The organism is Micromonospora palythoicola (assembly GCF_036689795.1).
In the GTDB taxonomy this organism is placed as follows: domain Bacteria; phylum Actinomycetota; class Actinomycetes; order Mycobacteriales; family Micromonosporaceae; genus Micromonospora; species Micromonospora palythoicola.
This window is the reverse complement of record NZ_JBAGKI010000024.1, coordinates 61,573-79,930: the sequence shown is the minus strand read 5'-3', so window position 1 is coordinate 79,930 and position 18,358 is coordinate 61,573. Positions and strand designations below refer to the sequence as shown.

Sequence of the window (18,358 nt, the reverse complement as noted above, 5' to 3'; positions counted from 1 at the left end):
CGCGACTGCCCGGGGCCCAGGTGCGGTCCGCGGCACCGCACCTGTCGGAGGCCGGTGCCGCGAAACACCCGCCCCCGAGAGGGGTTGGAACGAACGTTCGAGGCAATCGAACACTCGTTCTAACTACTGCTGACAGTACACCCTCCCCCCGACGAAAACGCAACGTGTGACGCGCCGACAACGTCGATCGGATCAGCAGCGTCCCGCGAGATGCCGCAACTCGCGGCTTCAACCGGCCCGGATACCGCGACATGCGGCAACCCGTGCCGCTGCGCCGGTCGCTGCCCGCCGACTCCCCGGGCGACGTGGCCGGTGCCGCGGGCGGTCCGCGCACCGGGAAGAATGGCGACATGCAGTCACACCCGAACGTCCGGGCGGTGCAGGGCGCTCTCGACGCCGCGAACGCCCGGAACGGCTCCGACGCGCCCGCCACGGTCCGCCTGCTGCCCGACGCCGTGCACACCGCCGCGGCCGCCGCCGAGGCGCTCGGTGTCGACGTCGGCGCCATCGCCAACTCGCTCGTCTTCGACGCCGACGGCACCCCGCTGCTGGTGCTCACCTCCGGCGCGCACCGGGTGGACACCGCCGGGCTGGCCACCCGGCTCGCCGTCACCCGGCTGCGCCGGGCCACCCCGCAGTTCGTCAAGGAGCACACCGGACAGGTGATCGGCGGGGTCGCCCCGGTGGGTCACCCGCAGCCGCTGCGCACGCTCGTCGACACCGCGCTGGACAAGTACGACGAGATCTGGGCCGCCGGCGGCGTACCACAGGCGGTCTTCCCCACCACGTACGCCGAACTGCTCCGGGTCACCGGCGGGACCCCGACCGAGGTGGCGTGAACGAGCGAAGCGAGCGAACCATCAGGCACAGCACAGTGGTGCCTCGCGCCGGCGGCGAGCGCGGCGAGGTGGCGGCGTGAGTCACCCGGAGGGCGTCCCCGAGCTGGTCACCCTGCACGTGTGGCGGATCGCGCCGACCGCCGTGGGCCGGGCGCTGACCCGGATGGCGGTCGATCCGCGCCGGCTGCGGGCCCTACCCGGCGTACGGTTCGGCAAGCTGCTCGGCACCGGGACCGGCACCGGCTTCGGGCCCGGCGACGCGGATCTGACCCGGTGGGCGGCGCTGACGGTCTGGGACTCCCCCGGCTCGGCCGCCCGGTTCGCCGACTCACCGGTGGCGCGGGCCTGGTCCGGTCTCGCCCGCGCGGACGTCCGGCTCGACCTGCGGCCACTGACCAGCCGGGGTGAGTGGTCCGGCCGGCGGCCGTTCGGTGCGCCCGCCGGTGGCCGGGTCACCGGCCCGGTGCTGGCGCTGACCCGGGCCCGGCTGCGCCCGACCCGGGCACTCACCTTCTGGCGCGCGGTCCCGCCGGTGGCCGCCGCCCTGCACGCCGCGCCGGGGCTGCTGGCCCGCTTCGGCGTCGGCGAGGCGCCCCTGGGCTGGCAGGGCACGGTGAGCGTGTGGCGTGACGCGGCGGATCTCGTGGCGTTCGCGTACCGTCACCCGCAGCACCGGGCCGCGATCACCCGGACGGAGACCCAGCGGTGGTACGCGGAGGAACTCTTCGCCCGATTCGAGGTGCGGGACGTGGTCGGCGACCGGACGGTACTGGGGTGGGCCACCGACGACGGTGACCCGGCGAAGGGTGAACGGGCATGAGGTTGGTGCGGTGGACGCCGGACGATCTCCTCCGGCGGCTGGACGACGTGGTGGCCGTCTACGGCGAGGCGATGGGTTACCGCGCCGACCTGCTGGAGGCCCGCCGCGGCTACATCGCCACCCACGTACGTCGACCCGGCTTCCGTGCCGTGGCCAGCCTCACCAGCTCCGGTCAGCTGGCCGGATTCGGGTACGGCTACGTCGGCGCCGCCGGTCAGTGGTGGCACGACCAGGTCTGGCGGGCGCTGGACCAACCCACCCGGCGGCGCTGGCTGGCCGACTGCTTCGAGGTGGTCGAGCTGCACGTGCGGCCACCGGCCCAGGGGCACGGGCTGGGCGCCGGGCAACTGCGCGCCCTGCTCACCATGGCCGAGAACGCCACCACCCTGCTGTCCACTCCGGAGGCCGACGAGCAGACCTCGCGCGCCTGGCGGCTGTACCGCCGGTTCGGTTTCCTCGACGTGCTGCGCGACTTCCGTTTCCCCGGCGACGAGCGCCCGTTCGGGGTGCTCGGCCGGGATCTGCCGCTGCCCGTGCCGGGACCGACACCGCCGTCGGTACCGACCCCGCCACCGGTCCGCTCATGACGGCCCGCCCGCCGGGCCGCGGCTACGCCTGGACGCTGTTGGCTCTGCTGGTACTGGCGCAGATCTGCTACCCGCTGACCGGCGGAGTCACCCGGGCCCGGCTGACCGTGGCCACGGTCGTGCTCGGCTACCTGCTCTCGGTGGGGCACGCCCTGGCCACCCGGGGGCCACGCACGGCGGCGGCGCTGGTCACGGTGGCCACCGGCGGCGGGTTCGCCATCGAGGCGCTCGGCGTGGCCACCGGCTTCCCGTTCGGCAGCTACGACTACTCCGGCCAGCTCGGCCCGAAGCTGGCCGGTGTACCACTGATCATCCCGCTGGCCTGGACCTGGATGGCCTGGCCGGCCTGGTTGGCGGCCACCCGGCTCACCGGCGGGGCACCCGGTCGGTGGCGCTGGCCGGGCCGAATCGCGCTGGCCACCGTCGGGTTGGCCGCCTGGGACCTCTTCCTCGATCCGCAGATGGTGGCCGAGGGGCACTGGGTGTGGCGGGACGCCACGCCCGCCCTGCCCGGGCTGCCCGGCATCCCGATCAGCAACTACCTGGGCTGGCTGCTGTTCGCGGTGCTGATGATGACCGCGCTGCGTCCGCTCGCCGGGCCCACCGTGGCCACCACCGACGCCGGCGACCAGCCGATGTACGCGCTCTACCTGTGGACGTACGGCTCCAGCGTGCTCGCCCACGCCGTCTTCCTCGACCTGCCCGCCTCGGCGGTGTGGGGTGCGGTCGGCATGGCGGTGGTCGCCGTACCGCTGGCCGTCAGCCTGCTGCGAGCCCGGCGGATCCACGACCGGGACACCGGTTCGCGACGTTCCCCGGTCGACGTGGCGGCATGACCGCCGCGCTGCTCCTGTTGCTCGGCGTCACCGTGCTGACCGCGCACACCGTGGTCAACGCCGGTCGTTGGCTGCGCCGGCCGACCGACCGGCCGGTGGAGGTCACCGAGCCGGTGGCGGTGCTGCTGCCGTTGCGCGACGAGGCCGACCGGGTGACCCCGTGCCTGCGTGCCCTGCTCGCCCAGCGGGGAGTGCCCGGGCTGGGTGTCGTGGTCCTCGACGACGGCTCGGGCGACGGCACCGCCGAGGTGGTCCGCGCGGTGGTCGCCGACGACCCCCGGGTCACCCTGCTCACCGGAGTGGACCCGCCGCCGGGCTGGCTGGGCAAGCCGCACGCCTGCTGGCAGCTGGCCACCCGCGTCGAGGAGCCGGCCACCGCCCTGGTCTTCGTGGACGCCGACGTGGTGCTCGAACCGTACGCCGTGGCGGCGGCGGTCACCGAACTGCGCGCCGCCGGGGCGACACTGCTGTCGCCGTACCCACGGATCGTGGTGCGGACGACGGCCGACCGGCTGGTGCAGCCGCTGCTGCAGTGGCTGTGGTTGACCTTCCTGCCGCTGCGGGCGATGGAGCGTTCGCCACGGCCGTCGCTGGCCGCGGCCGGCGGGCAGTTCCTGGTCGTCGACCGGGCCGGTTACCTGCGGGCCGGTGGGCACGCGGCCGTCGCCGACCAGGTGCTGGAGGACATCGAGCTGGCCCGGGCGGTGAAGCGGGCCGGCGGCCGGATCGCCCTCGCCGACGGCTCCCGGCTGGCCAGCTGCCGGATGTACGAGGACTGGCCGCAGCTGCGCGACGGCTACACCAAGTCGCTGTGGGCCTCGTTCGGGCATCCGGGCGCCGCGGCCGTGGTGCTGACCGTGCTGCTGGCGCTCTACACCGCACCGCCGCTGGTGGCCGGCGCGGCGCTGCTCGCCGGCGCGCCGACGGTGGCCGGGGTCGCCGTCGGCGCGTACCTGGCGGGGGTGGCCGGGCGGTGGGTCAGCGCCCGGGCCACCAGCGGCCGGGCCTGGCCCGACGCGCTGGGCCATCCCGTGTCGGTCGCGGTCCTCGGTTGGCTGACCCTGCGGTCGTACCATCTGCGCAAGCGGCGACGCCTGTCCTGGCGTGGCCGTCCGGTCGGATAGGGCCTGGGAGGACGCGGCATGGCGCGGATCGTGGTGATCGGTGCCGGGGTGGGTGGGTTGGCCACCGCGGCTCGGCTGGCCGTCACCGGGCACCAGGTGACCGTTCTCGAACGCGCCGAGGAGGTGGGCGGCAAACTGGGCCGGCACCGCCGGGACACCCCCGAGGGCTCGTTCCACTTCGACACCGGCCCCAGCCTGTTGACCCTGCCCGAGGTCTTCCAGGAGCTGTTCGAGGCGACCGGGGCGAAACTCGACGAGTACCTCGACCTGGTGCCGCTGGACCCGATCGTGCGGCACGTCTTTCCCGGTGGCGGCCCGGTGCTCGACTCCTGCGCCGAGCCGGCCGAGTTCACCGCCCGGATCGGCGCGGCCCTCGGCGACCGGGCCGCCGCCGACTGGCAGCGGTTGTGGCGGCGCGCCGCCCGGGTGTGGCGGGCCTCCGAACGCGACATCCTGCGTCGCCGCGTCGACTCCCCCCGCGACCTGGCCCGGCTCGCCTGGCGGCTGGGTGACCTGGCCGCGATCCGACCCGGCCAGAGCCTGCGCGGGCTGGGCCGCAGCCTGATCTCCGACCCGCGACTGCGGATGCTGCTGGACCGGTACGCCACCTACACCGGCGCCGACCCGCGGCGGGCGCCCGCGGCACTGGTCGCGGTCCCCTACGCCGAGTTGGCCTTCGGCGGCTGGTATCTGCGCGGCGGCCTGGGCGCCCTCGCCGACGCGCTGCTGTCCCGCTGCCTGGACCTGGGGGTGGTGGTGCGCACCGGCACCACGGTCACCCGGATCGACGCGGTGGGCGGCCGGGTGCACGGGGTACGCGTCGCCGGTTCGACAGTTCCGATCCCGGCCGACGTGGTGGTGGCCAACGTCGACGCGCTCAGCGTCTACCGCGACCTGCTGCCCGACGCGCGCCGGCTGGCCGGGCTCACCGACCGTAGCCTGGCCGGGTTCGTGCTGCTGCTCGGCGTACGCGGCGACTCCGGGCTGGCCCACCACAACGTCTTCTTCCCCACCGACTACGACGCCGAGTTCGACGCGGTCTTCGGTGACCCCGGTCGGGGGGTACGGGCCCGCCCGGCCGTCGACCCGACGGTCTTCGTCACCGTGGCGAACGATCCGGCCGTCCGTCCGGCCGGGCACGAGGCGTGGTTCGTGCTGGTCAACGCCGCCCGTCAGGGCACCGCACCGGGCGCGGTCGACTGGCGCCGGCCGGGGCTGGCCGAGGCGTACGCCGATCGGATCCTGGACGCGCTCGCCGAACGCGGCGTGGACGTACGCGACCGGCTGGTGTTCCGCGACGTGCGTACCCCCGCCGATCTGGCCACCGCCACCGGCGCACCGGGCGGCACCATCTACGGCACCGCCGGTGGCCTGCTCCGGCCGGCCAACCGGGGACCGGCCCGGGGCCTGTGGCTGGTCGGCGGTTCCAGCCATCCCGGCGGTGGCCTGCCGATGGTGACCCTGTCCGCGCAGATCGTCGCCGACGCGATCGGCCCCGCCTGGTAGCTCAGCCGGCGTCGATGAGTGCCCGGCGCACGGCGGAGAGCAGCTGCCCCAGCCCGAAGGCGGCGAGCAGCACCCAGACCGCGGTCGCCATCGTGATGGTGCCGGCGGCCAGGTCCACCTCGACCAGCCCGCTCAGGCCGGCCAGCAGCAGCCCCGCCACGGCCACGCAGACCCGGGTGGGCCGCTCCCCCACGGTCACCGCGCCGATCTCCCGCATGCCGGCGGCCACCGCGCGGGCCCGGACGTACTCGTGCAGCCAGGAGAGCGCACCACCCGCGGCGACCAACGCTCCCGGCGCGCCGATCAGCCAGAACGCCACCAGCCACGCGGCCTCGCCGATCCGGTCGGCGAGCGAGTCGTAGACGTAGCCGAGCCGGGTGGTGCGGCCGGTGACCACGGCTACCGCACCGTCGACGCTGTCGGCCACCGAGGCGAGCAGCACGAACAGCGCCCCCAGGAACGGCCCGTCGCCGGCCCGGACCGCGAGCAGCGGTACGCAGAGACAGAGCAGCACCCCGACCACCGTGACCGCGGTCGGGCCGACCCGTAGCCGGCCCAGCAGGAACCCCACGTGGTAGGAGAAGCGCAGCCAGCCGCGCACCACCGGAGTGGCGGCCCGGGGATCGAAGCCGCCGTGCAGCCGGGCCCACGCCGTGGCGTACTCGTTCCAGTTCAGCTGTCTGCCCACCACGGTTCAACCGTCGCGACAGCGCCGAGGTGTCGCGCGCCGGGTGTCACGTCGCGGCGCCCACCCGCAGGTTCTGCCATATCTCCCGGGTCGCGGTGGACCGGTTGAAGGTGATGAAGTGGATCCCCGGGACTCCCTCGTCGAGCAGCCGGCGACACATCTCGCTGGTCTGCTCGATGCCGAGCCGGCGGACCGCCTCCGGATCGTCGGCGACCCGCTCGAACCGCGCGGCGAGCGCCGGCGGGAAGGGCGCCCCGGACAGCTGCACGGAACGCTCGATGGTGCCGATCCGGGTCACCGGCATCACCCCGGCCAGGATCGGGGTGTCACACCCGGCGGCGGCCACCCGGTCACGCAACCGAAGGTATTCGTCGGCGTCGAAGAACATCTGGGTGATCGCGAAGTCCGCGCCGGCCCGGCACTTACGGATGAAGTACTCGGTGTCGGTGTCGACGTCCGGCGAGCGCGGATGCCGGTAGGGGAAGGCGGCGACGCCGACGCTGAAATCGCCGGAGTGCCGGACCAGGCGGACGAGATCCTCGGCGTAGTGCACACCGTCGGGGTGCGGGATCCATTCGCCGGTGGGGTCGCCCGGCGGGTCGCCGCGTACCACCAGCACGTTGCGCACCCCGACGCCGGCCAGCCGGCCGATCACGTGCCGCAACTCGGCGACGGAGTGGTTGACCGCGGTCAGGTGGGCCATCGGCAGCAGGGTGGTCTCGGTGGCGATCCGTTCGGTGACCGCGACCGTGGTGTCCCGGGTGGAGCCGCCGGCACCGTAGGTGATCGAGACGAAGGAGGGGCGCAACGGCTCCAGCTCGCGGATGGCCTGCCACAACTGTCGCTCGCCCTGCTCCGTCTTCGGGGGCATGAACTCGAAGGAGAAGGTCGGCTGGCAGTCGCGGACCAGCTCTCCGATCGCCGGTTGCGAATTCGGGAGTACGGAGGGAAGACCGAGCGCCACGCACCGACTGTAGCGGGGCCGGGCCGGACACACCTACCGGCTTCCCAGCCTCGGAGACGGCGGCGTCGCGTGGGCGTGGATGAGGCCGACATGCCGCAGCCGGCCGGCGTCGCCCCCGGCGTCGGAGACGCCGATGCGGGCGCGGGCGTCCCCCGGTGCGGCCGCCACGGAAACTGTCGCACCGCCGGACTAGCCTTCCGACCTGCGCGGGTGTGGTGGAGCCCACCGGGGGGCCGCGCGGGGGTCAGCAGCAGACAGTGCGCACCGGCACCGCCCCGCTCGGTGGGGTCGGGCCGTCGCCCCGCCGACCGCCGGAGGAACAATGTCCCCGCCCCCGCCCACCCCCGCCCGGCCCGCCCCGACCGCCCTCGGCCCGCTGGTGGCCCGGTTACGGCTCGCCCGAGGGTGGAGCCAGTCCCGGCTCGCCGCCGAACTCTGCGCCGCCGCCGGAGTGTGCACGCTCAGCCGGCACGAGATCTCCCGCTGGGAGCGAGGGGCACGCGTGCCGGGACGCTTCTGGCGCGGCTGGCTGGTCCGGATCCTGGGGGTGCCGGGCGGCGTACCCGGGCCCGGCGGGCCGCCACGCCCGGCACGGCGCGGCCCCGGACCGGCCGGGCCGCGACCAGCGACGAACACGACGCGCCGGAGGACGGGTGGGTCGTCGCGGCGTACCTCGACCCACTAGCGTCGGGACGTGACCCATGCTGCTCCCGTCTCTCCCGTCGACCGTGCCAGCCTGCGCCAGCGGGTCGACAAGGCGCTGTCGGACTTCCTCGCCGGGCGTCGCGCCTGGATGACCGATGTCGACGACGCCCTGGTGCCGGTCGCCGAGGCGATCGAGGCGTTCGTGCTGGGTGGCGGCAAGCGGCTGAGACCTGCCTTCGCCTACTGGGGTTACCGGGGTGCCGGCGGGGTGGACACCGACGCGGTGGTGACCGCCCTCGCCGCGCTCGAGTTCGTGCAGGCCAGCGCCCTGATCCACGACGACCTGATGGACCGCTCGGACACCCGACGCGGTGAGCCCGCCGTGCACCGGCGGTTCGCCACCCGGCACCGCCACGCCGGCTGGGGTGGCGACCCGGACGGCTTCGGCGACGCCGCGGCGATCCTGCTCGGCGACCTGTGCCTGGTCTGGTCCGATGAACTGCTGCACTCCGCCGGGCTCGACCCCCGGACGGTGGCCCGGGCCCGGCCGGACTTCGACGAGATGCGCACCGAGGTCACCATCGGGCAGTACCTCGACGTGCTGACCCAGGCCACCGGCGACACCTCGCTGGCGCGGGCCGGCAAGGTGGCCAGGTACAAGTCGGCCAAGTACACCGTGGAACGGCCACTGCTGATCGGCGCGGCGCTGGCCGACGCCCCCGCCGACGTACGGATCGCCTACTCGGCGTACGGCATGCCGTTGGGTGAGGCCTTTCAACTGCGCGACGACGTGCTGGGCGTCTTCGGTGACCCGGCGCAGACCGGCAAGCCGGCCGGCGACGACCTGCGCGAGGGCAAGCGGACCTACCTGGTGGCGGCGGCCCTGGAGGTGGCCGACGACGCCGGCCGCACGCTGCTGCTCGGTGGCCTCGGCGACGAGGAGTTGGACGCCACCGGGGTGGCCCGGCTGCGGGAACTGATCGTCGACACCGGCGCGCTGGCCCGTACCGAGCAGCGCATCGTCACGCTCACCGACGCGGCGCTCGCCGCGCTCACCGCCGTCGACCTGGACACCGAGGCCCGGCAGGCGCTGGTGGACCTGGCCATCGCCGCCACCCGCCGCGCCGACTGACCCACTCGGGGCGGCTCAGCGCTCCCGAGCCCGCGGCCCGCGGCCCGCGCACCAGCCCGGCGTCCGGTCCGTCAGAAGCCCAGGGCCTGAGCCCGGCGCTTGACCTCACGGGCCTGGTCACCGCCGAGGGCGGTCGCGGGGGTGCCACCGGCCAACGTGCCGTCGGGCTGGTAGAGCCAGCGCAGCGCGGCCTCGTCGTCGTAACCGGCGTCAGCCAGCAGGGTGAGCACACCCGGCAGATGTTTGAGCACGGTACGGTTCGCCACCAGGTCGGCCGGGATCCGGCGGACACCGTCACGGCGCACCGCGATCAGTTCCCGGTCCCGGATCATCTGGTGAACCTTGCTGATCGACAGGTCGAGCCGCTCGGCGACGTCCGGCAGGGTCAGCCAGCCCGCCGGGTCGGCGGGACCGGCCAGGGGCACGCCGCCCTCGGTGGGTACGGATTCGGTCACGCGCAACACCCTGCCACGCCACCCCCGTACCCGGTCAACGACCTCCCGGTGACCACCCTGAGCTGGGGCAACCATCACCCTGTGCGCGCGTCGGACCCGCCCGGGGGTGGCTGCCGGTAGCATCCGGTTCAACCTTCGTCCCTCCGACACATAGACTGCCTGCCGATGGACACACAGGTCGCCGACACGTTGCTGGGCTCGCTGATCGACGGGCGCTACCGCATTCGCGGTCGCGTGGCCCGTGGCGGCATGGCGACCGTGTACACCGCCACCGACGAGCGCCTCGAGCGCACCGTCGCAGTCAAGATCATTCATTCCACCCAGGGACCCCCCGGGCAGTCGGGTCGGCCCAGCTTCGTCGACCGGTTCACCGACGAGGCGAAGACGATCGCCCGGCTCACCCACCCGAACGTGGTGGCGGTCTACGACCAGGGCACCCACGCCGGGCGGCCGTACCTGGTCATGGAGTACGTCCGCGGCCGTACCCTGCGCGAGGTGCTGGCCGAGCGGCGCCGGCTCAACCCGGACGAGGCGCTGGCCATCACCGAGCAGATGCTCGCCGCCATCGGTGCCGCCCACCGGGCCGGCCTGGTGCACCGTGACGTGAAACCGGAGAACGTGCTGGTCGCCGAGGCGCCCAGCGGCGGTCCGGCCAACCTCGTCGACAGTGTGGTCAAGGTGACCGACTTCGGGCTGGCCCGGGCCGTCGAGGCGAGCACCGACCACGACAGCGGAAACCAGCTGATGGCCACCGTGGCGTACGTCGCTCCGGAACTGGTCACCGACGGCCGGGCCGACGCCCGCACCGACGTCTATTCGACGGGCATCGTGTTGTTCGAGATGCTCACCGGCCGGGTGCCGTACGACGGCGACCGGCCGATCGACATCGCCTGGCAGCACGTCGACCGCGACGTTCCCGCACCGTCGACGCTGGTGCCCAGCCTGCCGAGGGTGCTCGACGATCTGGTCGCCCGCGCCACCCGTCGTGATCCGTCGGCCCGCCCGGGTGACGCCGGCACCCTGCTGGCCGAGGTGCAGGTGGCCCGGGACGGGCTCGGCAGCCCGAACAGCCACACCGCCCGGATCGCCCCGGTGACCGATGGCCCGGCGGTGTCGCAACCGACGATGATGGTCGCGCCGGTACGTCCGCCCGAGCGACCGACCTGGGCCCGCCTGCCGGAAGGCGGCCCACCCGCTCGCGGTCGACGCCGGGCGACGCCGGGCGGCGACGACGATCTGCGGGCCCGACTGGCCGGGCTCGGCGCCCGGCTGACCGGCCAGGGCGGCGGGCGTCTCGGCGTGGCGGCCGTGGTCGTGGTGCTCGGGTTGGTGGCCGCGCTCGGCGGCTGGTGGTTCGGCGTCGGCCGGTACACCACCGCGCCGCAGCTGGTCAGCATGAGCAAGGCCGAGGCGGAGGCACAGGCCTCCCAGGCCGGCTTCGAGGTGGTCTACGCCGACCCGCGCTACGACGACCAGATCCCCCGTGACGGGGTGCTGGGACAGGATCCCGCCTCGTCCGCCCGGATCCTCAAGGGCGGCACCATCACCCTCACCCTGTCGCTCGGGCCGGAACGCTTCGAGTTGCCGGACGTGGTCGGCAAGGAGTTCGACCTGGCCGAGGCCGACCTGGTCAGCGCCCAGCTCGAGGTGGTCAAGGGCACCGCCCGGTACGACGACAGCCTGCCCGAGGGCATCGTGGTGGCCACCGACCCGAAGGCGGGCGAGGAGGTCAAGCCGGGCGACGAGATCACCCTGATCCTCAGTAAGGGCCGGGCCCCGATCACCGTGCCGAACCTGGTGGGCAAGAACCTCAACGACGCCCGTAACCAGATCGCGCAGCTCGGCCTGGTGCTGGTGGAGCCGACGCGCAAGGAGTCCGACAAGCCGCGTGACGAGGTGATCGGCCAGAGCCCGGCCGCCGGCGGCGGCGTGGAGAAGGGTGCCCAGATCCGGCTGGAGGTCAGCGAGGGGCCCCCGCTGGTCACCGTGCCGCGCGTCGTCGACCTGCCCTGCCAGCAGGCCAAGCAGGTGCTGGAGAGCCAGGGCTTCCCGGTGGCGGTGCAGTTCAACCCGAACGCCGTCACCCGGTTCCAGAACCCGAACGAGAACGCCCAGGTCGCTCCGGGCACCCAGATCACCATCGGGTGCTTCTGATGCCGGCACCGGACCCCGGACACCGGCCGATCGGTTCGCACACGCCCACCTCGGGTGGGCTGGCCAGGGCGGCACTGCCGTACGTCGACGCGGCCGGCTCCGAGGTGGCGCAGGTCTACGTCGGCAACTCCCGGGGCTGGGCGATGCCGGCCGGTGATCCGACGCAGGACGCGCTGTTCCGCGACGGCTGCGCCGAACGCGGCGTCGCCGTCTACATCCACGCCTCGTTGCTGGTCAATCTCGGCTCACCGACCGCGGCAACGGTCGAGCGGTCGACCCAGAGCCTGGCGCACGCGCTACGCCGAGGTGCCGCGATCGGCGCACGCGGGGTGGTCTTCCACGCCGGCAGTGCGGTGGACGCCGGGCACGCCGACGCGGCCATGCGGCAGGTACGCGAATCGCTGCTGCCGCTGCTCGACTCGACCGCCGACGCGGGCGGCCCGATGCTGCTGGTGGAGCCGAGCGCCGGCGGCGGCCGGTCACTGGCCTGCCGGGTGGAGCAGCTCGGGCCGTACCTCGACGCGGTGGATCGGCATCCGCAGCTCGGGGTCTGCTTCGACACCTGCCACGCCTGGGCCGCCGGGCACGACCTGGCCGTCGAGGGCGGCATGACCGCCACGCTTGACGCCCTGGTGACCGCCGTCGGCGCGGACCGGCTCCGGCTGGTGCACGCGAACGACTCCAAGGACCTGTGCGGTTCCACCCGGGACCGGCACGAGAACATCGGCAAGGGCATGATCGGCGAACCCGCCTTCGCCGAGCTGATGCGTCATCCCGCCACCGCCGGCGTCCCGATCCTCGTCGAGACCCCCACCGAACGCCACGAGGGCCACGCCGCCGACATCACCACCCTCCGCCGCCTCCTCCCCTAACCCGCATCCACCCGCGCCCCACCCACCTCCGCGCCCCCACCTCCGCGCTCCCGCGACGCTCCCGCGATCTTGCACTTTCTGCCGCGACATAAACCGCGAAGAGGGCGTAACGGCGACCAAAAGTGCAAGATCGCGGAGGCTGGGGGTGGTGGGGCGGGTGGGTCAGCGGCGGAGGATTTGGGTGAGGGTGGTGGCGGCCTGGTCTACCTGGGTGGCGGTGACGTCCAGGTGGGTGACCAGGCGGGCCGCGTGGGGACCGAGCACCGAGATCAGTACGCCCTCCGCGCGGGCGGCGGCGGCCAGCGCGGGCGCGTCCAGCGGAGCCTTGGTCAGGTCCAGCGGAACGATGTTGGTGCGTACCGTGGCGGCCAGCACCCCGAACGGGGCGATCGCCTCCGCCAGCCGGGCCGCCTTCGCGTGGTCGTCCGCCAGCCGGTCGACGTGGTTGGCCAGCGCGTACCGGCCGGCGGCGGCCAGGATGCCGGCCTGGCGCATCCCACCGCCCATCCGCTTGCGGATCACCCGGCCCCGCTCGATCCGGTCGGCGGAGCCGACGACAAGCGAACCTACCGGCGCGCCGAGCCCCTTGGACAGGCAGACCGACAGGGTGTCGAACAACGCGCCATAGGTGGCCAGCGGTACGCCGTCGGCGACGTGCGCGTGCCAGATCCGAGCACCGTCGCAGTGCAGCGCCACCTGCCCGGCATCGGCGATCCGACGCAGCTCACGCAGCGTGTCGAGGGGAATCACCCCGCCGCCGCCACGGTTGTAGGTCTGCTCCACCGCGATCGCGCGGGTGGGCACCGCCCAGTAGCCGTCCGGACGCACCATGGCGGCCACCACATCCGCGTCGAGCTCGGCGCCCACCGGCGGCCAGGTCCGCGAGGTGACGCCACCGTACGCGGCGGCGGCTCCCATCTCGTACGTGACCACGTGCGCGTCGGCGTCGCAGAGCAGCTCCGTGCCGGGCGGCACCAGCAGTTGCAGGGCGATCTGGTTGGCCATCGACCCGCTCGGGCAGAACAACGCCGCCTCGTGCCCGAACATCGCGGCGACCTCGGCCTCCAGGGCGTTGACCGTCGGGTCCTCGCCGTAGACGTCGTCACCCACCTCGGCATCGGCCATCGCCTGCCGCATCGCGGCGGTGGGCCGGGTCACCGTGTCCGAACGCAGATCGATCGGATCAGCCACTGTCGTCCCTCCGGCCGCCGACTGCGGGGCTCGCAAGCTCACTCCTCGCGTCAGCCACGGAGCATCTCCGCGACGAGGAAGGCCAGTTCCAGCGACTGTTGGGTGTTCAGGCGGGGGTCGCAGGCGGTCTCGTAGCGGTCGGGCAGGTCGAGGTCGGCGATGCCCTGGGCACCGCCGAGGCACTCGGTGACGTCCTCGCCGGTCAGCTCGACGTGCAGACCGCCCGGGTGGGTGTCCAGACCACGGTGCACCTCGAAGTAGCCGAGCACCTCGTCGACGATCCGGTCGAAGTGGCGCGTCTTGTAGCCGTTCGACGACTCGTGGGTGTTGCCGTGCATCGGGTCGCACTGCCACACCACCTTGGCGCCGGCGGCGCTCACCTTGGCCACGATCGGCGGCAACGCGTCCCGGACCTTGTGGTTGCCCATCCGGCTGATCAGGGTGAGCCGGCCGGGGACGTTGTCCGGGTTCAACTTCTCGCAGAGCTCGATCGCCTCGTCCGGAGTGGTGGTCGGGCCGAGCTTGACCCCGATCGGGTTGGCGATGCGGGAGATGAAGTCGATGTGCGCGCCGTCGATCTGCCGGGTGCGCTCACCGATCCACAGGAAGTGCCCGGACAGCCCGTACGGCCGGTCGCCGGAGACCCGGGTCAACGCCCGGTCGTACTCCAGCGCGAGAGCCTCGTGCGAGCAGTACAGGGTGACCGTACGCAACGCCTCGTCGTCGGTCATCCCGCAGGCGCGGATGAACGCCAGGGCCCGGTCGATCTCCCGGGCGATCGCCTCGTACCGCTCGCCGGCCGGGGAGTTGCGCACGAATCCCTTGTTCCAGTCGTGCACCGCGTGCAGGTCGGCCAGCCCGCCGGCCAGGTAGGCCCGCAACATGTTCATGGCGGCGGCCGAGTTCGCGTACGCCCTGATCATGCGCTGCGGGTCGGCGACCCGAGCCTCGGGCGTGGTCTCCAGTGAGTTGATCATGTCGCCGCGGTAGGCCGGCAGGCCCCGCGCGTCGGTCGGCAGCGATCGGGGCTTGGTGTACTGCCCGGCCACCCGGGCCACCTTGACCACCGGCAACGACGCGCCGTAGGTCAGCACGATCGCCATCTGCAGCAGGGTGCGGGCGTTGGCCAGCAGGTGGCTCTCGGTGTTGTCGGCGAACGTCTCCGCGCAGTCACCGCCCTGAAGCAGGAACGCTTTGCCCTCGCAGACCAGCGCCAGGCGCTGGCGCAGCTGATCGACCTCGTACGGAGCGACCACCGACGGCACGGTGTCGAGCACCTTGCAGACCTCGGCGACCTGGGCCGCGTCGGGCCAGGGAGGGGTCTGGGCGCGCGGCAGCTCCCGCCAGCGGTCCAGGCCGAAAGCCTCGTCCTCGGCGGAGTCGACGGTCGGGCGGCTGGTCTGCAGCACCGGGCTGCCCACGGCGGGATGACTCAACTGATGCCACTCATGGCGCATGGTATTCAGCGTACGGCGACCAGCCGGGTGGGCGACCGGCGAGGGGCCGGGTTCCGGCAGATGGACGACCCTCGACGGTGGCGCAGGTCAGGGCGTGGGTGCCGGGGCAGGGCTGTGCCCGCCGGGCCGCTCGTCGGAGATGCACCAGTCGAGCCCGTCGCGGGTGACGGTGAACAGCAGCGGACGGGTGGCCTTCTTCTTGCCGACGGCCACCGTGACCTTCGTGCTGACCTCCTGCCCGGACGGGCCGGGCCGGATGTCGGTGATCTCGGACTTCGACACCTCGAAGTGGTCGGCGAAGTCGCCGTTCGGCTCGGTGGCGGCGGCGTCGAACGCCTCGTGCAGCACCGCGCAGAGCTGGCTACGACCGGCCGCCACGTCCTTGGCCGCCATCGCGTCCAGGTACGCCTGGACCCGCTCGCGGGACTTCAGCATGGCCTCCTCGGCCGGTGCCCGTCCGGGTTGCTCCGCCTCGGGCTCACCGCCGACGAAACCACAGCCGACAAGTGCGAACGGCAGGCTGGCGAGGAGCGCGGCGGTACCCGCCGGACGCCGGTTCGTGACCCGCATCGTCACCTCCCTCGATGGCGGACATCGAGACACGGTCGAGCGGCGAGTCTGTCACACCGCCGTGCGGGCATCGAGATCGACCCCGGGCACGCCGGACGGGGAGGGGCCGGTGCGGGGCCCCTCCCCGTCGTGTGGGTGGTGCGTCGACCGTCGGCTCAGCCGAGGCCGCCCTTGATGGCGCTGATCAGCTCACCGTTGCCGGTGTCACCGGAGAGCTCCCAGAAGAAGGCGCCACCGAGGCCCTGGTTCCTGGCGTACGTCATCTTGCCGCCGATGGTCGACGGGGTGTCGTAGCTCCACCAGTTGCTGCCACACTTGGCGTACGCCGTGCCGCCGACGGTGCCGGTGGCCGGGCAGGTGTTCTTGAGCACCTTGTAGTCCTCGATGCCCTGCTCGTAGGTGCCCGGCGCCGGCCCGGTCGCGGTGCCGCCCGGCGTGGACTGGGTGACCCCGGTCCAGCCCCGGCCGTAGAAGCCGATGCCGAGCAGCAGCTTGTTGGCCGGGATGCCCTTGCTCTTGAGCTTCTGGATCGCCGCGTCGGACCAGAAGCCCTGCTGCGGAATGCCGGAGTACGAGTACAGCGGCGAGTGCGGGGCGGTGGGGCCCTGCGGGGCGAAGGCGCCGAAGTAGTCGTACGTCATCGGCATGATCCAGTTGAGGTGCGTGGCGGCACCGGCGTAGTCGGTCGCGTCGATCTTGCCGCCGTTGCTGCCGTCGGCGGTGATCGCGGCGGTGACCAGGTTGTTCGAGCCGAACCGGGCACGCAGCGCGCTGGCCACGTTCTTGAACGCGTTCGGGCCGCTGGCGTCACAGGTCAGACCGCAGGCGTTCGGGTACTCCCAGTCGATGTCGATGCCGTCGAAGACGTCCGCCCAGCGCGGGTCCTCGACCAGGTTGTAGCAGCTCTCGGCGAAGGCGGTCGGGTTCTGCGCGGCCTGGGTGAAGCCGCCGGACCAGGTCCAGCCACCGAACGACCAGATCACCTTGAGGTGCGGGTACATCTTCTTGAGCTTGCGCAGCTGGTTGAAGCTGCCGCGCAGCGGCTGGTCCCAGGTGTCGGCGACGCCGTCGACACTGTCCGCCGCGGTGTACGCCTTCTCGTAGTCGGCGTAGCTGTCGCCGATGGTGCACCGGCCGCCGGTGGTGTTGCCGAAGGCGTACAGGATGTGGGTCAGCTTCGCGGCCGAGCCGCTGGTGTGGATGTTCCGCACGTGGTAGTTGCGGGCGTAGACGCCCCATTGGGCGAAGTAGCCGACCACCTTCTGTGCGCCCGGGTTCGGCGGCGTGGTGGTCGGGGGCGGGGTGGTCGGCGGCGGGGTGGTGGGCGGCGTGGTCGTCGGTGGGGTGGTGGTGGGCGGTGCGGTGGTGGGCGGCGGGGTGCCGCCGCCGCACGACGCGCCGTTGATCGTGCAGTTCAGCGGCGCCCGGTACCCGCCGGTGCCGTTGTAGCCCCAGCTGAAGGAGGCGCCCGGGGCCAGCGCACCGGCCCAGCTCTTCTTGACCGCCACATAGCGGTTGCCGTTGCGGGTGACGTCGGCGTCCCAGGAGCTGCTGATGCTGGTGCCCGAGGGCAGCTCGAACTCGATACGCCAGGTGCTGACGCTGGCGTCCGACCCGTTGGTGATGGTGACCCGCGTTTCGTGCCCCGTCCCCCAGTCCGACACCCGGGTGAACGAGGTGGTCACGCTTCCGGCGCCGAACGCCGAGGCCATCGGGACCGTGGCGACGGTCACCGCGACCACGGCGCCGACCCAGAGGGCCCGGCGAAGCGATCTCTTCATGTGGCGTCTCCAAACAGTTAGGAAACTTTCCAAAAGGATGAGGAGACGCTACTCACACGCCACCACTTCGTCAAGATGTCCATGTATCGATTGCCCCGGACGGCCAGATCGACATCACCGCCGGCCAAGGGTCGGATACCACTCGGTAACCTCACCCCACCCGCCGCGCCCGCGAGCACCGGCGCGGCGGGTAACCTCCGGGCATGACCGTCTTCGACATTCCGATCGGCGCCCTCGCCGGCGGCCCGGCCGACCTCGCCCAGTACCGCGGACGCGCCCTGCTGATCGTCAACGTCGCCTCCCGCTGCGGCCTCACCCCGCAGTACGCGGGCCTACAGGCCCTGCAGGACGAGTACGCCGACCGCGGGCTGACCGTGCTCGGCGTGCCGTGCAACCAGTTCGCCGGCCAGGAACCGGGCAGCGCGGCGGAGATCAGCGAGTTCTGCCAGGTCAACTACGGCGTCACCTTCCCCATCACGGAGAAGGTCGAGGTGAACGGCCCCGACCGCCACCCGCTGTACGCGGCCCTGGTGGACACCGCCGACGCCGACGGACACGCCGGTGACGTCCGCTGGAACTTCGAGAAGTTCCTCGTCGCTCCCGACGGCTCCGTCGCCGCCCGCTTCGCCCCCACCGTCACCCCCGACGACCCCACCCTCCGCGCCACCATCGACAAAACCCTCCCCGCATAACCACCCCACCCCCACCCCCGCCTCGGCGATCTTGCAGTTGTGGTC

At 73.0% G+C, this 18,358-nt stretch carries 18 protein-coding genes; 11 read left to right on the top strand and 7 right to left on the bottom strand.

Features of this window, described 5'->3' with window-relative positions; genetic code table 11:
• Positions 1–350 precede the first annotated feature (350 nt).
• The 6 genes from V5O40_RS13720 to V5O40_RS13695 all read left to right on the top strand — a co-directional run bounded on the left by V5O40_RS13720 (position 351) and on the right by V5O40_RS13695 (position 5,712).
• The gene (locus V5O40_RS13720; RefSeq protein ID WP_332905779.1) at positions 351–839 is read left to right on the top strand and encodes a YbaK/EbsC family protein; all 489 of its coding nucleotides are present in this window, start codon (positions 351–353) and stop codon (positions 837–839) included.
• A 76-nt stretch (positions 840–915) separates the two neighbouring features.
• Entirely contained in the window at positions 916–1,659 is a 744-nt protein-coding gene (locus tag V5O40_RS13715) for a monooxygenase (protein ID WP_332905773.1), read from the top strand.
• Complete coding sequence (locus V5O40_RS13710) at positions 1,656–2,246, top strand: GNAT family N-acetyltransferase (protein WP_332905772.1); 591 nt, start codon at positions 1,656–1,658, stop codon at positions 2,244–2,246. Before V5O40_RS13715 ends, V5O40_RS13710 begins: the two co-directional genes overlap by 4 nt.
• A complete protein-coding gene (locus tag V5O40_RS13705; protein ID WP_332905771.1) occupies positions 2,243–3,082 on the top strand; it encodes a carotenoid biosynthesis protein in 840 nt (279 codons plus the stop codon). Before V5O40_RS13710 ends, V5O40_RS13705 begins: the two co-directional genes overlap by 4 nt.
• Positions 3,079–4,206 (top strand): glycosyltransferase, encoded by a 1,128-nt coding sequence (locus V5O40_RS13700; RefSeq protein ID WP_332905770.1) that lies wholly within the window; start codon positions 3,079–3,081, stop codon positions 4,204–4,206. Before V5O40_RS13705 ends, V5O40_RS13700 begins: the two co-directional genes overlap by 4 nt.
• Before the next feature lie 18 nt (positions 4,207–4,224).
• Positions 4,225–5,712, top strand: coding sequence for a phytoene desaturase family protein (locus tag V5O40_RS13695; RefSeq protein WP_332905769.1), 1,488 nt, complete (start codon positions 4,225–4,227; stop codon positions 5,710–5,712).
• Between the two features lies 1 nt (position 5,713).
• On the opposite strand, the gene V5O40_RS13690 is transcribed toward V5O40_RS13695, so the two are convergent.
• Positions 5,714–6,403, bottom strand: coding sequence for a CDP-alcohol phosphatidyltransferase family protein (locus V5O40_RS13690; protein ID WP_332905768.1), 690 nt, complete (start codon positions 6,401–6,403; stop codon positions 5,714–5,716).
• A 43-nt stretch (positions 6,404–6,446) separates the two neighbouring features.
• Complete coding sequence (gene metF / locus V5O40_RS13685) at positions 6,447–7,364, bottom strand: methylenetetrahydrofolate reductase [NAD(P)H] (protein WP_269737502.1); 918 nt, start codon at positions 7,362–7,364, stop codon at positions 6,447–6,449.
• Positions 7,365–7,686: 322 nt separating this feature from the next.
• Between metF and V5O40_RS13680 the strand changes: the two genes are divergently transcribed.
• On the top strand, positions 7,687–8,049 hold the full coding sequence (locus V5O40_RS13680) for a helix-turn-helix domain-containing protein (RefSeq protein ID WP_332905767.1): 363 nt from the start codon (positions 7,687–7,689) through the stop codon (positions 8,047–8,049).
• Positions 8,050–8,058: 9 nt separating this feature from the next.
• On the top strand, positions 8,059–9,141 hold the full coding sequence (locus tag V5O40_RS13675; protein WP_269737504.1) for a polyprenyl synthetase family protein: 1,083 nt from the start codon (positions 8,059–8,061) through the stop codon (positions 9,139–9,141).
• Positions 9,142–9,212: 71 nt separating this feature from the next.
• On the opposite strand, the gene V5O40_RS13670 is transcribed toward V5O40_RS13675, so the two are convergent.
• Complete coding sequence (locus tag V5O40_RS13670) at positions 9,213–9,596, bottom strand: Rv2175c family DNA-binding protein (RefSeq protein WP_269737505.1); 384 nt, start codon at positions 9,594–9,596, stop codon at positions 9,213–9,215.
• A gap of 165 nt (positions 9,597–9,761) precedes the next feature.
• Between V5O40_RS13670 and pknB the strand changes: the two genes are divergently transcribed.
• Entirely contained in the window at positions 9,762–11,750 is a 1,989-nt protein-coding gene (pknB, locus tag V5O40_RS13665; RefSeq protein ID WP_332905766.1) for a Stk1 family PASTA domain-containing Ser/Thr kinase, read from the top strand.
• Positions 11,750–12,622, top strand: a complete 873-nt coding sequence (locus V5O40_RS13660; protein ID WP_332905765.1) for a deoxyribonuclease IV — start codon at positions 11,750–11,752, stop codon at positions 12,620–12,622. Before pknB ends, V5O40_RS13660 begins: the two co-directional genes overlap by 1 nt.
• A gap of 162 nt (positions 12,623–12,784) precedes the next feature.
• Here V5O40_RS13660 and V5O40_RS13655 read toward each other — a convergent pair whose 3' ends face one another.
• The 4 genes from V5O40_RS13655 to V5O40_RS13640 form a co-directional block, all read right to left on the bottom strand.
• Positions 12,785–13,813 carry a threonine aldolase family protein gene (locus tag V5O40_RS13655; protein ID WP_332905764.1) on the bottom strand — a complete coding sequence of 343 codons (1,029 nt, stop codon included), beginning with the start codon at positions 13,811–13,813 and terminating at the stop codon, positions 12,785–12,787.
• Between the two features lie 50 nt (positions 13,814–13,863).
• Positions 13,864–15,270, bottom strand: a complete 1,407-nt coding sequence (locus V5O40_RS13650) for a class II 3-deoxy-7-phosphoheptulonate synthase (protein WP_332905763.1) — start codon at positions 15,268–15,270, stop codon at positions 13,864–13,866.
• A gap of 87 nt (positions 15,271–15,357) precedes the next feature.
• Positions 15,358–15,840 carry a hypothetical protein gene (locus V5O40_RS13645; RefSeq protein ID WP_332905762.1) on the bottom strand — a complete coding sequence of 161 codons (483 nt, stop codon included), beginning with the start codon at positions 15,838–15,840 and terminating at the stop codon, positions 15,358–15,360.
• Positions 15,841–15,995: 155 nt separating this feature from the next.
• Positions 15,996–17,621, bottom strand: a complete 1,626-nt coding sequence (locus V5O40_RS13640; protein ID WP_332905761.1) for a glycosyl hydrolase family 18 protein — start codon at positions 17,619–17,621, stop codon at positions 15,996–15,998.
• Positions 17,622–17,824: 203 nt separating this feature from the next.
• Between V5O40_RS13640 and V5O40_RS13635 the strand changes: the two genes are divergently transcribed.
• The gene (locus V5O40_RS13635) at positions 17,825–18,313 is read left to right on the top strand and encodes a glutathione peroxidase (protein ID WP_332905760.1); all 489 of its coding nucleotides are present in this window, start codon (positions 17,825–17,827) and stop codon (positions 18,311–18,313) included.
• Positions 18,314–18,358: the final 45 nt, after the last annotated feature.

What these genes read in the sequence shown, in the direction of transcription:
- V5O40_RS13635 (WP_332905760.1), top strand. Translation starts at nt 17,825, where the DNA reads ATGACCGTCTTCGACATTCCGATCGGCGCCCTCGCCGGCGGCCCGGCC.
- V5O40_RS13680 (WP_332905767.1), top strand. Translation starts at nt 7,687, where the DNA reads ATGTCCCCGCCCCCGCCCACCCCCGCCCGGCCCGCCCCGACCGCCCTC.
- V5O40_RS13695 (WP_332905769.1), top strand. Translation starts at nt 4,225, where the DNA reads ATGGCGCGGATCGTGGTGATCGGTGCCGGGGTGGGTGGGTTGGCCACC.
- V5O40_RS13640 (WP_332905761.1), bottom strand. Translation starts at nt 17,621, where the DNA reads ATGAAGAGATCGCTTCGCCGGGCCCTCTGGGTCGGCGCCGTGGTCGCG.
- V5O40_RS13650 (WP_332905763.1), bottom strand. Translation starts at nt 15,270, where the DNA reads ATGCGCCATGAGTGGCATCAGTTGAGTCATCCCGCCGTGGGCAGCCCG.
- V5O40_RS13710 (WP_332905772.1), top strand. Translation starts at nt 1,656, where the DNA reads ATGAGGTTGGTGCGGTGGACGCCGGACGATCTCCTCCGGCGGCTGGAC.
- V5O40_RS13700 (WP_332905770.1), top strand. Translation starts at nt 3,079, where the DNA reads ATGACCGCCGCGCTGCTCCTGTTGCTCGGCGTCACCGTGCTGACCGCG.
- V5O40_RS13705 (WP_332905771.1), top strand. Translation starts at nt 2,243, where the DNA reads ATGACGGCCCGCCCGCCGGGCCGCGGCTACGCCTGGACGCTGTTGGCT.
- V5O40_RS13645 (WP_332905762.1), bottom strand. Translation starts at nt 15,840, where the DNA reads ATGCGGGTCACGAACCGGCGTCCGGCGGGTACCGCCGCGCTCCTCGCC.
- pknB (WP_332905766.1), top strand. Translation starts at nt 9,762, where the DNA reads ATGGACACACAGGTCGCCGACACGTTGCTGGGCTCGCTGATCGACGGG.
- V5O40_RS13660 (WP_332905765.1), top strand. Translation starts at nt 11,750, where the DNA reads ATGCCGGCACCGGACCCCGGACACCGGCCGATCGGTTCGCACACGCCC.
- V5O40_RS13720 (WP_332905779.1), top strand. Translation starts at nt 351, where the DNA reads ATGCAGTCACACCCGAACGTCCGGGCGGTGCAGGGCGCTCTCGACGCC.